The 13998-nt window shown below is 59.5% G+C and carries 14 protein-coding genes; 6 read left to right on the top strand and 8 right to left on the bottom strand.

The annotated features are described in order from the left end of the window. On the top strand, positions 1 to 359 hold a 359-nt coding region (locus tag JWR14_RS18835; protein ID WP_299709725.1), incomplete at its 5' end, for an autotransporter outer membrane beta-barrel domain-containing protein. 74 nt (positions 360 to 433) lie between these two features. Here JWR14_RS18835 and JWR14_RS18840 read toward each other — a convergent pair. After that, positions 434 to 742: a hypothetical protein gene (locus tag JWR14_RS18840; RefSeq protein WP_299709726.1), complete on the bottom strand. Its 309-nt coding sequence runs from the start codon at positions 740 to 742 to the stop codon at positions 434 to 436. A 41-nt stretch (positions 743 to 783) separates the two neighbouring features. Between JWR14_RS18840 and JWR14_RS18845 the strand changes: the two genes are divergently transcribed. Then, complete coding sequence (locus JWR14_RS18845; protein WP_299709747.1) at positions 784 to 1776, top strand: autotransporter outer membrane beta-barrel domain-containing protein; 993 nt, start codon at positions 784 to 786, stop codon at positions 1774 to 1776. 44 nt (positions 1777 to 1820) lie between these two features. Here JWR14_RS18845 and JWR14_RS18850 read toward each other — a convergent pair whose 3' ends face one another. Next, positions 1821 to 2078 carry a DUF6440 family protein gene (locus JWR14_RS18850; protein ID WP_299709728.1) on the bottom strand — a complete coding sequence of 86 codons (258 nt, stop codon included), beginning with the start codon at positions 2076 to 2078 and terminating at the stop codon, positions 1821 to 1823. Positions 2079 to 2237: 159 nt separating this feature from the next. After that, positions 2238 to 3356: an aminotransferase class I/II-fold pyridoxal phosphate-dependent enzyme gene (locus JWR14_RS18855; RefSeq protein WP_299709729.1), complete on the bottom strand. Its 1119-nt coding sequence runs from the start codon at positions 3354 to 3356 to the stop codon at positions 2238 to 2240. 173 nt (positions 3357 to 3529) lie between these two features. On the opposite strand from JWR14_RS18855, the gene JWR14_RS18860 reads away from it, so the two are divergent. From JWR14_RS18860 to JWR14_RS18870, 3 genes are all read left to right on the top strand, one after another. Continuing rightward, entirely contained in the window at positions 3530 to 4423 is an 894-nt protein-coding gene (locus JWR14_RS18860; protein ID WP_299709731.1) for a LysR family transcriptional regulator ArgP, read from the top strand. A gap of 139 nt (positions 4424 to 4562) precedes the next feature. Beyond that, the gene (gene dhaK / locus JWR14_RS18865; protein ID WP_299709732.1) at positions 4563 to 6278 is read left to right on the top strand and encodes a dihydroxyacetone kinase subunit DhaK; all 1716 of its coding nucleotides are present in this window, start codon (positions 4563 to 4565) and stop codon (positions 6276 to 6278) included. Positions 6279 to 6303: 25 nt separating this feature from the next. After that, positions 6304 to 7095: an SDR family oxidoreductase gene (locus JWR14_RS18870; RefSeq protein WP_299709734.1), complete on the top strand. Its 792-nt coding sequence runs from the start codon at positions 6304 to 6306 to the stop codon at positions 7093 to 7095. Positions 7096 to 7110: 15 nt separating this feature from the next. On the opposite strand, the gene JWR14_RS18875 is transcribed toward JWR14_RS18870, so the two are convergent. After that, positions 7111 to 8010: an NAD(P)-dependent oxidoreductase gene (locus tag JWR14_RS18875; protein ID WP_299709735.1), complete on the bottom strand. Its 900-nt coding sequence runs from the start codon at positions 8008 to 8010 to the stop codon at positions 7111 to 7113. Between the two features lie 555 nt (positions 8011 to 8565). Between JWR14_RS18875 and JWR14_RS18880 the strand changes: the two genes are divergently transcribed. Next, positions 8566 to 9444, top strand: a complete 879-nt coding sequence (locus JWR14_RS18880; RefSeq protein WP_299709737.1) for a glutamate/aspartate ABC transporter substrate-binding protein — start codon at positions 8566 to 8568, stop codon at positions 9442 to 9444. 61 nt (positions 9445 to 9505) lie between these two features. On the opposite strand, the gene JWR14_RS18885 is transcribed toward JWR14_RS18880, so the two are convergent. The 4 genes from JWR14_RS18885 to JWR14_RS18900 all read right to left on the bottom strand — a co-directional run bounded on the left by JWR14_RS18885 (position 9506) and on the right by JWR14_RS18900 (position 13663). Beyond that, the gene (locus JWR14_RS18885) at positions 9506 to 10060 is read right to left on the bottom strand and encodes a carboxymuconolactone decarboxylase family protein (protein WP_299709739.1); all 555 of its coding nucleotides are present in this window, start codon (positions 10058 to 10060) and stop codon (positions 9506 to 9508) included. Positions 10061 to 10085: 25 nt separating this feature from the next. Beyond that, entirely contained in the window at positions 10086 to 11432 is a 1347-nt protein-coding gene (locus JWR14_RS18890; protein ID WP_299709741.1) for an aspartate aminotransferase family protein, read from the bottom strand. A 327-nt stretch (positions 11433 to 11759) separates the two neighbouring features. Continuing rightward, positions 11760 to 12620 (bottom strand): MurR/RpiR family transcriptional regulator, encoded by an 861-nt coding sequence (locus JWR14_RS18895; protein ID WP_299709743.1) that lies wholly within the window; start codon positions 12618 to 12620, stop codon positions 11760 to 11762. A 398-nt stretch (positions 12621 to 13018) separates the two neighbouring features. Continuing rightward, positions 13019 to 13663, bottom strand: coding sequence for a flagellar biosynthesis protein (locus tag JWR14_RS18900; protein WP_366144571.1), 645 nt, complete (start codon positions 13661 to 13663; stop codon positions 13019 to 13021). Positions 13664 to 13998: the final 335 nt, after the last annotated feature.

The raw sequence follows: 13998 nt of genomic DNA on the forward strand, positions 1-13998 counted from the left end.
TCGGCGGATATGGAAGCGTGGTCGGCGATGCGACGAACAACGGGACTATTTTTGTGGCCAACGCGCTGCCGAGCTTTGCATCGTCGACATTGGGTGCGTTTAACGTCCAGGGCCAGCTCACCAATAACGGACTCGCCCAGATTGCCGGCGCGGGCGTGGGTAACCAGCTCATCGTCACGGGAAATTACATCGGACAAAACGCCCGGATCGCGCTCAATACGGTCGTCGGGCCCGATAATTCCGCGTCGGATCGCCTCGTGATCAACGGTGGCAATGCCAGCGGTTCCAGCACGCTGCTGATCACGAACATTGGCGGAACGGGCGCCGCGACGGTCGCCGACGGAATACAGGTAGTTTAGGCCGCCAATGGCGCGACTTCCACCCTTGGCTCGTTTTCGCTTCCAGCGTCCATCAAGGCGGGCGCGTATTCGTACTACCTTGCGAAGGGCGGCGTGACGGCAGGGACCAGCGAGAGCTGGTATTTGCGCAACACCGTCGCCCCGGCACCCGCGGCTCCGCCGAAACAACCGAGCACTCCATCAGGCCCGACGACGCCAGAAACGCCCGCCGGGACATCTCCTGGCTCCCCGACGGGCACTTCTCCCGGTACACCGACTGGAACGTCCCCGGGTACGCCCACGGGCACTTCGCCCGGCACACCGACCGGGACGTCGCCGGGTACGCCCACGGGCACTTCGCCCAGTTCACCCAGCTCGCCCACCGGCACGGCGCCCGAAGACACCGCTCAAGACCGGCCCGATTGCTGCCGCTGGCTCTCCGGCCCTGCCTGCCCCGCCGCCGCCCGGCTCCGCTCCGATTCCCTTGTACCGCCCGGAAGTGGCGTTGTACGCCGCCATTCCGATGGTCGCGAGGCAAATCGGCATCCAGCAAATCGATAACTTCCACGACCGGCAAGGTGACCAGTCATTGCTCACCGAGACTGGCGCGCTGCCGGCTGCGTGGGGACGCGTCTGGGGCGGACATTCGGTCAGCAGCCAGGACGGCGCGGCGAACCCTGAGTTCGATGGCTCCATTTTCGGCGCACAAGTCGGCCATGACCTCTACTCGGACGTGACGGCATCAGGTCATCGGAACCACTATGGGTTGTTCGTCGGCTTCGCCAGGGCAACCGGCGATGTCAACGGCTTTGCGCTGGGTTTTCCTAATGTCGATGTCGGCCATCTGGCGGTGAACGCCTATAGCCTCGGCGGATACTGGACACATGTCGGCCCGTCGGGCTGGTACACGGATGCGATACTGATGGGATCGTCGATCACGATGGATCCGTTATCGAATCAAGGAACAAGCGCGGGAACGCACGGCACGGCGGTGACGGGCTCCGTGGAAGGCGGCTTCCCCATTCCGGTGGGCGGGGCTTTTGTCGTCGAACCCCAGGCGCAGATCATCTGGCAAAACTTGTCCCTCAATGATTTCAACGACGGTGTGTCCTCCGTGTCATTCAACAATGGCAACACGTACACCGGCCGCGTTGGCGTAAGGGTGCAGCGAACCTTCAGCAGCGCGGGAGTGACGTGGCAACCGTACGCGCGCGTGAGCGTCCTGCGCGCATTCGGCGAGGGCGACAGCACGACCTTCGGTGGAACAACCGTCAACCCTGGGGGCATCGGACAGACGGCCGGGCGATTTGACTTGGGGCTGGTCGCGCAGGTCACGCGTTCTGGCAGCGCGTTCGTCACGGCGAGCTATTTGACAAATCTGGGTGGCTCACATCAACGGACCATCGGCGGCAATGCGGGCGTCCGATGGACGTGGTAGGCACTCCCACGCCCTCCCCGCGCTTTTCGAACGCTGCGCGATTGTTATTGCTGCCCGAGCTTTGGCGCGTTGCAGTCGGGCGTGCCGTTACTCTTTAAAAGCGGCGTGATGCCCTGGCCTTCTGCAATTAGATAACGGCACCCTGTTTCGTGATCCGTTTCCATCTGAATGTTGATGTCCTCTGTGGTATCGCGAGTGAACCGGGGTGATGCGTAGGTGCTGCTGGCCTGCTTCGGTTCAGCGTTCTCAGCATGGGCGCTGTATCCAACCAACGCTGCAAGCGATACAAGTAGCCACTTCATATTCTGTACTCCGCGATGTGCAGTTCTGTGAGTCTTAGCGATATAGCACCTTAGTGTACGAGTGAATCGACAAAGGTAATGGGCCAATGCGCTTTGGCACTGGCTCCCGGAAGGGGAGAAATCGACAAACTTGGGCGTGTCGGCTCCTCCGCAGCGGTTCTACTTCGTACCGCGCTCGCGCAAATAGTTCTCAACTATTTGCAGGACCTCGGCCATGTTTCTCCGTCCAAAGCCAATACGGAAATGCTCATCGCCATGATCGAGCAGCGTGCTGGGCAGCAGAAGCACGCCGGTACGCTCCAGGACTTCTGCACAAAAACGTTCTGCTCCGCCGCGCTTCAGGCGCGGAAAAGCGACCGTTCCGGCGGACGGCCGGCGCCACTCCAGCATCTCTTGATGGCGTTCGAAGAACGGATCGAGGATGGCCAGGTTATTTCTGACAATCGACATATTGCGTTCGATTAACGCGTTGGTATTACGCACGGCGATGGCCCCGAGATATTCGCTCGGCGCGCTATTGCAGATGGTCAGATAGTCCTTGAACGTGCTCATGGCCGCGAGCACGTCGCGATCCCGGGTGGCGATCCAGCCAATGCGCAGCCCCGCCAAACCATGTGACTTCGATAAAGCCCCAAGCGATATCGCTTTCTCATAGACATCGCACGCAGCGGGCAAACGTGCTGCGGGGTCATGCTCCAGTCCTCGATAGACTTCATCGCTGAATAGCCAGAGACCACGCTGCCGGCAGAAATCGACGATCGCGTCAAAGCGTGCGCGCTCAGGCAGATAACCGGTCGGATTGTGCGGCGCGCAAATCAGCAACGCTTTCGTTTCCGGCTTGACGAGTTTTTCCAGCTCGCCGGAATCCAGCGCCCAGTTCTCCGATTCGCGTGCAAGCCATGGCGACACGGAAACCCCAGCCGCTTCAGCGATCGAATAATGCGACTGATAACCCGGCATGTGGACGATCATGTGATCGCCTACCTTGAGCATCGAATGGACGAACGAGAAAATTGCTTCCTGCGCGCCCGTGTGCACGATCAGGTTATCGATATCAATTGATTCGTATAACGTCGTAATTTCTCGACGAAGTTCAGGTGCGCCGGGGTATTCGGTATAGCCCAGGCGCAGGTTGCCAAGACCTTCTGTTGATCCCGGCTCGAATGCAAGCAGGTCCGCAATCGACATGGATTCCGGGTCGGAACTACACAGCAAATAGCGCGCGGTGAATTCGTGAACAGCAAAATAACGCTCGAGTTGAAACGGCGATGGAGTCATGATTTTCCGGGAGAGGTAGCGGTCTTTGTAACGGTAGCGAGGCGCGCAGGTGCGGCAGCCGGAGCGTTGACCCGGCAAAAAGGCGGGTGGACGGGCACTACCAACAGGCGTAGTCTGCCCTTCGTCAACGCTTAAAAGAAGCTAACTTTCCTAATGCGAGTTAAATTTTACTAATGTTGGATTACGCCTTGCTCGATGCACTCGGCGCGGTTGTCCGGCTCGGCTCGTTCGATCGCGCCGCCCGGGAACTGAACGTCACGCCATCGGCGGTTTCACAGCGGGTGAAGCTGCTGGAGGAACGTGTCGGAAGCGTGCTGGTGAAACGCGGTCCGCCGTGCATTGCGACGCCGCCGGGCGCGCTGCTTTGCCGTCATATAGAACGCGTGCAGCGTCTGGAAACAGAGTTGGGCGGGCAAATGCCGGCTTTGCCGGGCATGCTCCCCGGAAAGTGGCCGACGTTTCGCATGGCGGTCAACGACGACAGCGTGGGCACCTGGTTCATCGACGCCATTGCGGGCTTCTTCGCCGAACGGGAAATGCTGCTGGACCTGGTGATCGACGATCAGGACTACACGGCGCAACAACTGCGCGACGGCAGCGTGCAAGGGGCGGTGACCACGCAGGCCGAACCGGTGCAGGGATGCCGCTCGACCAAGCTGGGGCGCATGCGCTATTTGCCCGTTTGCTCACCGGCATACTTTGACCGGCACTTCACCGCAGGAGTCACGCGCGACGCGTTGCGTCACGCACCGCGTGTCGACTTCAATCAGAAAGACCAGATGCAAAAGCGCTTCATGCGGCGGATCACGCGGGCGGATCTCGATCCGCCTCGACATCTGATTCCGCACGTCGCGGGTTATCTGCGCGCGTGCCTGTCCGGGATGGCGTGGGGCATGTGTCCCACGCAGATGATCGGGCCGGCGCTTGCGTCAGGCGAGTTGGTTGAACTGATGCCGGGCGCGCATATCGATGTCGATCTGTATTGGCAGAGCTGGCGGCTGTCCATCGGCTGGCTCGACGACTTCAGGGCCATGCTTCAGCAACGCGCGACCGAGTTTCTCGATTGAGCGGTATGACTGACAGCGCGACTAACAAGCACGATTGAAGAACGCAAAAGCGCGATGCGGTCGAGCCATCTATCATGTCTCCCACAGCCGCGCAGGGCTCGTACTGAAGAGCCGGCGGCTTCCAAGGAGGATGGCTGATATGAAGAAGCTCATCAACGACGTCTCCGCGGTCGTGCCCGACATGCTCGACGGACTCGCCGCGCTCAACCCCGGCTTGTCGTTGCTGCAGGGCAGCACGATCATCGTTCGTGCCGATGCCGAAGGCGCCGCAGCGCGCGGCGAAGTGGCCCTGATCTCAGGCGGCGGCTCGGGTCACGAACCCGCTCACGGCGGTTACGTCGGTCCCGGCATGCTCAGCGCGGCGGTGTCCGGCGAGGTCTTCACGTCGCCCTCGACCGATGCCGTCCTCGATGCTATCCGGGCCGTCGCCGGTCCCGCAGGCGTCCTTCTTATCGTCAAGAATTACACCGGTGACCGCTTCAATTTCGGGCTTGCTGCGGAGATCGCGCGGGCTGAGGGAATTGCAGTGGAGATGGTGATCGTCGCCGACGATGTCGCACTCTCGGCGCACGGCGAACACGCCGGCCGGCGCGGTCTTGCAGGGACCGTATTCGTGCACAAGATCGCGGGCGCCGCTGCTGCCGAGGGACGGCCGCTTGGCGAAGTAGCGCAGATTGCGCGCGATACGGTGGCGTCGCTTGGCACCATGGGCGTGGCCCTTACACCGTGCACGGTGCCGGCGGCTGGCAAGCCGGGCTTCCAACTCGCCGACGATGAAATCGAATGGGGTCTCGGCATTCACGGCGAGCCTGGCGTGGAGCGTGGAGCGCTCGAACCGGCACAGCAGATTGTCGGGCGCCTGCTCGCGAAGATCATCGACGATCTTGCATTGAAGTCCGATGACCGCGTCGCGTTGCTCGTGAACAATCTGGGCGGCACGCCGTCGAGCGAGCTGAGCATTGTTGCGGGGTCGGCGTTGCGCTACCTTCGGGAATATAAGATTAACGTCGAGCGTGCATGGTCGGGGACGTTCCTGAGCGCACTCGAGATGGCCGGCATTTCCCTCACGTTATTGCGCGTGGACGATCAACGGCTCACATGGCTCGATGCTGCCACGCAAACCACAGCATGGCCCGCGTTGAGCGGTCGCGTGGCGAAGGCATCCGTTAAGCCCGCACCTGTTGCACCGGTTACAGCCAGCGGCGCGCGGCTCTCGCGCGACTCGTCGTTGCGACGGGTTATCGAAGCGGTATGCGCGTGTCTTCTCGAAGCGGAACCCGTCCTGACTGAAATGGATCAACGCGTGGGCGATGGAGATCTCGGCATCAGCCTGTCACGGGCGGCCCGTAGCATCCTTGGCGAGATCGATGCTTATCCCTCGGAGAACACGCCCGGCGCCGTGCTGCGGACTCTATCCGCCACCATAAGACGCGTGGTCGGCGGCACATCGGGGCCGCTCTACGCCGTGATGTTGTTACGTGCATCTGTGGTTATCGAGCAGTCTGGCGCTTCCGCTGCGAAGGATTGGTCAGAGGCGTTTACTGCAGCTGTCGATGGTGTGACAGCGCTGGGTGGCGCGCATCCCGGCGACCGGACGATGGTCGATGCGTTGCATCCGGCCGCCGTTGCCCTACAAAACGCCCTCGCGAAATCAGGCGCTATCGATACGGATGAAGCACTAAAAGCAGCCGTCGATGCAGCGACATCAGGCGCCGCGCAAACGGCGTCGATGACTCCACGTCTCGGACGCTCCAGTTACGTTGGCGATCGGGCGCTGGGCTTTGCCGATCCAGGCGCGCACGCAGTCGGACTTTGGCTTGCCGCGATCCGAAGCGCACTGAATACTTACTCTTGATTAATCAAAAACGGAGACGATAAAAATGGATCTGAATCTGCGCGGTAAGGTTGTTGTGTTGACGGGTGCAAGCGTGGGCATCGGGCTCGCAGTGGCAGAGGCATTCGCGGCGGAAGGAGCGAACCTTCTGCTCGCGGCGCGACAAGAGGAGCGGTTGACGGAGGCTGCAGCGCGTATCGCGCGCGAGTTCGGTGTATCGGCAATACCGGTTGCTTGCGACGTTGCCACGACAGCAGGCGTAGACAAAATCGTTGCCGCTGCGAGCGCGAATTTCGGTGGCGCCGATATCCTCTTCAACAACGCCGGCACGGGCAGCAACGAGACCATCATGGACGCGCCCGATGAGAAGTGGCAATCCTATTGGGACCTTCATGTGATGGCGGCTGCGCGCCTCGCACGCGGTCTCGTGCCATTGATGAAAGCGCGCGGCGGTGGTGCGATCCTGAACAATGCATCAATATGCGCAACGCAGCCGCTCGGCTACGAACCCATCTACAACGTGACAAAAGCCGCGTTGATGATGCTCTCGAAGAACCTGGCGAACGAACTGATCAAGGATAACATCCGCGTCAACACGATCAATCCCGGGCTCGTGCTGACACCCGACTGGATCAAGACGGCGAAGGAACTCACGCGCGATTCGGGCGGCGACTGGGAAGCGCATTTGCAACACGTCGCCGATGAACACGCGCCCATTCGCCGCTTCGCTACGCCCGCCGAGCTGGCGAGCTTTATCGTCTTCCTGTGCTCGGAGCGGGCGAGTTATAGCGTGGGATCGACTTATTTCGTCGATGGCGGGATGCTGAAGACCGTGTGACGCGTGCCCTTGCGCTCAACTGTCTTTACGGCTTACCTGCAAGTTGTTCTCGCGCCGGATCTCGCGAATGAGCGCGCTGTGGTCGAGATCGCCGTCGCCGTGATCGACCATTGCAGCGAACAGCGCGTCCACGATGTGCGCTACAGGTAGCTCCAGCCCGAGGGACCGCGCCCGCGCCAACGCGGTCCGCGTGTCCTTCAACTGATACTTCACTGCGCCGCCGGGCGCGAACGATTCATCGATCATGCGTTGTCCGTGCTTACGCAAAATTGGCGAATCGGCGAAGCCGCCCGCAAGCGCGTCGATGACCTTTGCCGGGTCCGCGCCTCCGCGCTCGGCAAACAACAACGCCTCGGCCACGGCAGCAATGGTGTTTGCAACGATCAACTGATTCGCGAGCTTGGTCTGCTGCCCGGTTCCAGCAGGGCCCACGCGCACCGGGCGCCCCATCGCTCCAAGCAGTTCGCGCGCTGCCTCGAAGGTGTCCGGTTCGCCGCCCGCCATGATCGCGAGCGTGCCATCTATTGCGCCTTGCTGGCCGCCTGACACCGGTGCATCGAGATAACGAAAGCCACGCTCGGTGCTAAACCGTGCCTGTTCGACGGACGTCTCCACGGGGATCGAGCTCATCACGATCACCGTCGCGCCCGGAGCCAATGCGGCCAGGACGGTCTTGTCGTGGAAGACAACCGCGTCGCAGGTCGGACCATCGCTCAACATGCAGATCAGTACGTTCGCGCCTTGTGCGGCGTCTGCCGGCGTGTCGCAGACTACGGCCCCTTTTTCTGCAAGCGCGGAAGCCTTCTCCTTCGAGCGATTCCAGGCTCGCACGCCATACCCGGCCGCCAGCAGATTACGCGCCATCGGCTCGCCCATCAGGCCAGTCCCCAGAAATGCAATCACCTCTTCCTTCATGCGTCACCTCATTGTTCGGTAGTCGTTATCCACATGGTCGCTGATCCGGGACGGCGCGGCAACCGCGGTAACAGTCGCGAGGCCTCTCCAGCTTGCTGCACGCAAAGCTCCGGATAACTTCTGCATAAGTCAGTGAAGCCCTGTGGGCGAAACCTTGATAACCCAGCTGCTGTGCATAAAGCGCCGGAAGTTATCCTCCGGCCAAGTGCCGGCTCCCCATTTGGTACGCGAGTTACCTTTTCGCTAGAGCGTTGATCCCAAGGGAGATTGACCGCTTATCCACAGAAATGGCCGATGCTTGTTAACTATTACTATGTATACATATCAATCCATTCACAACCCTAAGACACGCATGCGCACAGCGAGTTGATGCTGCCTTTTTTGTGAGCGCTCGCCGGAACGCATCGATCGGCCGCGTCATCTTCTGACAACACGTCGAACCTCAGTAGTTAACATATGTTGTAATTTATTTTGTTATGGCAACATATGGTTATCGGTGCTGCGAAGCGCTATCGATAACCATGAAAGACTGAGGAATGTCATGAACCGGAAACATTGCTCGCAGCCGCCGTGATGGCCGCTGTGTCCACGACCGTCTTTGCACAGGATGCGCAAACAGCCTTGGCCAAGATCCAGGCCGCCAATACGATCGTGATCGGGCATCGGGAAACGTCAGTCCCTTTTTCCTACGTCGATGCCAACAATGAGGTCATCGGTTTCTCGCAAGATATCTGCAACAAGATCATTGATGCGGTGAAGTCGAAGATCAAGAAGCCTGATCTCAAGGTGCGGTTTATCCCGGTCACGTCGCAGAACCGGATTGCGCTGGTGCAGAACGGCACGGTCGATCTCGAATGCGGCGTTACTACAAACCTGAAAGCGCGTCAGGCTCAGGTCACGTTTTCGGACACGTTCTTTGTGGCGACGACCCGCCTTTTGACGCGCAAGGATTCGGGCATCAAGGACTTCCCGGATCTCGCCGGCAAGACCGTGGTGACGAATCAGGGAACCACGTCCGAGCGGATTCTCCGCAAGATGAATGAGGAGAAAAAGATGAACATGCAGATCATCAGCGCGAAGGACTATGGCGAGGGTCGTCTGACGCTGGAGACGGGCCGTGCGGTTGCGTACATGATGGACGACGTGCTTCTGGCGGGAACGCGTTCGCTGTCGGCCAAGCCTTCGGAGTATGTGCTGGTTGGTACGCCGCAGTCTTCCGAAGCATACGGCTTTATGTTGAGGAAGGACGATCCGGATTTCAAGAAGCTCGTGGACGACACCATGAGAGAAGTCATGAAGGGACCGGAGATTAAAACCATGTATGCGAAGTGGTTCACGAAGCCGGTGCCGCCAAAGAACATCAACTTTGATTTCCCGATGAGCGATGCTTTGCAAAAGCTGTACGCCAATCCGAACGACACCGCCTTTGAGTGATTGTTCGTGGCGCGTAAAAAGCCACCTTCTGTGAGGAAGGTGGCTTTTTATTTGAAGCGCTTTATTCCGGGAATGGCAGTGTGGTCTGCCCTTCGGCGCGCATGCCGAACGTGTTCAAGGTCATCGCGACCAACGCGTAGTAACCGAGCAATCCGACCAGGTTGATGACAACCACATGCTCGAAGCGCGCGACGGCTGCAGCGAACGTTTTATCCGATACACGCTTGGTCTCGTACAACTCCGTGGCAAATTCATAGATGAGCGCGTCGTCGGCGTCATCGAACGTGGGACGCTCGCCTCGATGAACGGCGTCCGCCACCGCCTTCGGAACGCCCGCATCCAGCGCGATGGGATAGTGGATAAACCACTCCCCCTGCGATTGCCATCGCGCGGCGGTAACGAGAATTGCCAGCTCCGACAACCGCAATGACAGACCCGTCTTGTATCGACAAAACGCGCCAAGCCGTTGCGCGTGGTCAGCCAGTTCGGGGCTGTGAATCCATCCGAGGAACGGACCGTTCAAGTTGCCGCGCGGACCGCTGAGGATGCTTTGAAGAACGGTCTTCTGTTCGTCGGTAGCGTGAGCGATATCGAAATTCGGAAGGCGATGGGTCATGGGTTATCCAGAGTTTGATTGCCACTTAGCGCGCGTCCGGCGCACCGATTGCGGCCAATGCCCGGCCGATGGCATCGGTCAGGCGCGTGGCGATTTCATCGATTTGTGAGGCCGTCGTAATGAACGGCGGCGCCAGCAGCACGTGGTCACCGACTGCGCCATCGACCGTACCGCCCATCGGATAGACCATCAGGCCGCGCTTCATCGCTTCACTTTTTATCGCCGCGTGCAATTTCTTGCTGGCGTCGAATGGGTTCTTCGATGTCCGGTCCTGCACCAGCTCGACGCCGACAAACAAGCCGCGGCCGCGAATATCGCCAATGTACGGATGACTCGCATAATGCGCGCGGAGCAAACCGCGAAGCTGCTCGCCGCGCGCTTGCACATTGTCCAGCAACTTGTCGTCCGCAATTACGCGCTGGACTTCCAGCGCTGCAGCACAAGCGGTCGCGTGGCCGATGTACGTGTGCCCGTGCTGGAAAAAACCGGAGCCATTGACGATGGTGTTATAGATCTCGTCGCTGACCAGCGTCGCTCCGATCGCCTGATAACCGGCTCCCAGGCCCTTCGCGATGGTCAGAAGGTCTGGCACTACGCCATCCTCTGCGCAGGCGTACAGGTGGCCGGTACGCCCCATCCCGCACATGATTTCGTCCAGGATCAGCAATACGCCGTACTTGTTGCACACCTCGCGTATTTTCTTGAAGTATTCGCGCACCGGCGGCACCGCGCCTGCCGTTGCGCCCACGACCGTTTCGGCGACGAAAGCGGCGACGGTATCGCCGCCGAGTTCCACGATTTTTGACTCGAGTTCATCGGCCAGGCGTTGCGCGAACGCTTCCTCGGTTTCGTCGGCGCGTTGCTCGCGATACGCGTAGCACGGGCTTACATGGTGCGCTTCGATGAGAATCGGAAGAAACGGCTCACGACGCCACGCGTTTCCGCCGATAGCGAGCGCACCGAGTGTGTTGCCGTGGTAACTCTGGCGACGAGCGATGAAATGACGCCGCTGCCCTTGCCCCTTTTCGACGAAATACTGGCGGGCAAGTTTGAGCGCGGCTTCGATGGCTTCGGAACCGCCGGACGTGAAGTACACTTGGCACAGCCCTTCGGGCGCGTCTGCTACTAAGCGGTCGGACAATTCTTCCGCGACGGCCGTGGTGAAGAAAGAAGTGTGAGCGTAGGGAAGCTGCTGGGCTTGCCGCTTGATGGCATCGATGACGCGCTGATTGCTGTGGCCCAGACACGATACAGCGGCGCCGCCCGATGCGTCGATGTAGCGCTTACCTTCCGAGTCGATGATCTCGATTCCATCGCCGGCAACTGCAGTAGGGAGTTTGGTTCGCGGGGCGCGATGAAAAACGGTTGTCATTCCGACCTCAACGTTTGTGACGATGCCCGTGCGCCCGTCACTTGGGAATAAGGGTTCTGAGCGGGTGGTTGGCTCGATTCGAGCCATATCAAGCGCTCAGTAACATGCGATGCCTTATTTTCCATCGTTACAACATATGTTGTCAACACGGATCTCGCGCGACTGCAGGGGCGATGTTCGTTTTATATGGAAGAAACAGGCGCACGTTGACGTACGGGCTGGGTGCTTTTCATGAGGGATTTCTGTAGCCGGAAAATTCGCACGTGAGAGAGCCGCGGGCCGACGCAACGGGAAACGCCACGCCACCTCGGCACACTTCATTCAGGCTTACGACGAGTAAGCGCCCTTCGCGTGTAGCGCAGATTCGGCTTCTTCCAGCAATTCGACGGCCGACCGCCCTTCGAGCGCAAGCAGATGCGCAACCAAAGACTCCGCGATTGCAGATGCCGCGACGAGCGATGGAAAAAACGACGGGCTTTCGTGTGAAAAGATGAGGACGTGATCGGCGTTGAGGGCGAGGGGTGATACGGCGCTATCGGTGATGGCGACGAGCTTGCAGCCCTGCTCCTTCGCCGCTTGCGCGACTCGCACAGCTTCGGCCGAATACGGGGCGAAGCTTGTTACGACGGTTGCGTGCCCTTTGGCCATGCCGCGAAGTTGCATTTCGAGCGTGCCGGCCTCGCCATTAACCAAGCTCACCGATGACCGAAATAGCCGATACCCATAGACCAGGCTGAACGCAACCGGGTAGCACGACCGGAATCCCGCCACATGGACATGCGGCGCTTTGCGCAGCATCTTGGCGACCTCGATGATCTTCGCGCCGTTCTGCGCGAACGTAACTTCGAGGTTGTGGCTTTGTGCGATGGCGAGCTCTTGGACCAGTGACTCGCCTGAGCCGCCTTTGACGAGTGCACGAGCTTTGGTTGTGAGCGCCTCCGGCCGCGTACGGACTCGGGCGACGAATATTTCCCGGAGTTCGTTCCAGCCACGGAAACCCAGTTGCTGCGAAAGTCGCACGAGGGCTGCGGGTTGGACGTTGGCTCGTTCGGCCACCTTCCGCATTGAAAGAACCGCGACTTCGTCGGGGAAGTTCAGCAGGAAACCGGCACCAGCCTGGAATTGCGGGCTGAATTCGGGAAACTTCGCACGTATCGATGAAACCAGGTCTTCGAAATTGGACGACACGAAACAAGCCTCGTTAGGTTGACAACATTTGTAGTTTAACGAGGTTGAGGAGGAGGCGGGGTGTTGTCGGTGGTTGGAGGTTGGTGAATGCCGACGAGCCTCGTTTCTCAGGCGGTGCCGGTTTCGGCTTCCGGTCATAGACGTGGAAAGAGATATTTGTGTTCAATCCTGCGAGGCCCACAGCTGAGTCGCCGTCTGATCGCAAACTGAACGCATCCGATTTACTCGCCGTGTCTATCTCTGCAGACTGAGCATTTTCGTCGTCACGCAGTTGCGACGTCGGATCTGGCCCGACGTCGTGAACCTGCTAAACCAGATACCGACTGCGATTCCGGACCGGCAAGCCAGACGCTCCCGTCATCTTCACGACGAGCGCCGTGGTTCTCTCTTGGAGAGAGCTACTTCCCGCTTACCAGGTCCTTTGTCCGCAAGGTAATGGCCGACAGGCCTTTTTCCACGATCTCCTGCCAGTCGCTGGAAACCACTACCTGCGTGGATTCGCTAACGCGAGTCTTGACAGTCTGAGCACCATGAAGAGCGCCGACCTCACCTGACAATTGCAGTTCTGACTTCTGGTTGATTGTAATGGACAAGAAGCCGGGCTGGAACCATGCCCAGAAATCGATTATTTGCGCAGTCACCGGAGCGGCGGCGGCAAAGTTGGGGTCACCCTGTTTTACGACAATGTAGCCTGCCTCTTGAAAGCCTGTAGCTAATGCGCTTTCAACGAGGCCGGAGGCAGTCTTGCCTTCAGAAAGCACCACATCGCCGAGTGCCTTGCCATAACCGTTTCTCTTCCGGCCGATCGCACGAGCTTTCGACGCATCGCTAGAATCTTCATCAGGATCCAGCGAGGCCATGTCGGCACTCGGAGGCTTGACGGTAAAAGTGCGTTTGTCCTGGACTGAATCAATGCGCACGTACTTTCCCGTCATTGGGTTTATGCCTTGAGGCGCGGAGACGTCGACAGTTGTCCGGCCTACTGCACATCCAGCGAGAATGGACGCGGCGAGGCTATAGATAGCGATTCGACCCAACATCATGATTGGTTTACCCCGAGTTGATTATTTTAGTTTGCAAGCCTAACGTTTGACGATTCCCGCGACGAAGTGCATGCGATCGAGCTGATCCTGCGGGATCCGGAGCATACCGTATTTCTCGTTCACCAATCCAATGCTCGGACACCAAACCGACATGTGGGGCGACTTGATGACGGAGTGCCGCGAGCAGTTAAAGCTCAAGAACCGGCGCAGCATCTGTCTGCGGCATTCGAACGCTTCATCGGCAAAATCCAGGAAACCGACGAGTCGAGAATCGACGTTTAGAATAGCCGTTCACATTCAACATGGTTGTGGACTCCTTCAGCCCCAAAGGGAGA

Source organism: Caballeronia sp., assembly GCF_028292365.1.
GTDB lineage: Bacteria > Pseudomonadota > Gammaproteobacteria > Burkholderiales > Burkholderiaceae > Caballeronia.

Coding starts and splice junctions, on each gene's coding strand:
- JWR14_RS18850 (WP_299709728.1), bottom strand. CDS start 2,078: ATGAAGTGGCTACTTGTATCGCTTGCAGCGTTGGTTGGATACAGCGCC.
- JWR14_RS18855 (WP_299709729.1), bottom strand. CDS start 3,356: ATGACTCCATCGCCGTTTCAACTCGAGCGTTATTTTGCTGTTCACGAA.
- JWR14_RS18860 (WP_299709731.1), top strand. CDS start 3,530: ATGTTGGATTACGCCTTGCTCGATGCACTCGGCGCGGTTGTCCGGCTC.
- dhaK (WP_299709732.1), top strand. CDS start 4,563: ATGAAGAAGCTCATCAACGACGTCTCCGCGGTCGTGCCCGACATGCTC.
- JWR14_RS18870 (WP_299709734.1), top strand. CDS start 6,304: ATGGATCTGAATCTGCGCGGTAAGGTTGTTGTGTTGACGGGTGCAAGC.
- JWR14_RS18875 (WP_299709735.1), bottom strand. CDS start 8,010: ATGAAGGAAGAGGTGATTGCATTTCTGGGGACTGGCCTGATGGGCGAG.
- JWR14_RS18885 (WP_299709739.1), bottom strand. CDS start 10,060: ATGACCCATCGCCTTCCGAATTTCGATATCGCTCACGCTACCGACGAA.
- JWR14_RS18890 (WP_299709741.1), bottom strand. CDS start 11,432: ATGACAACCGTTTTTCATCGCGCCCCGCGAACCAAACTCCCTACTGCA.
- JWR14_RS18900 (WP_366144571.1), bottom strand. CDS start 13,663: ATGATGTTGGGTCGAATCGCTATCTATAGCCTCGCCGCGTCCATTCTC.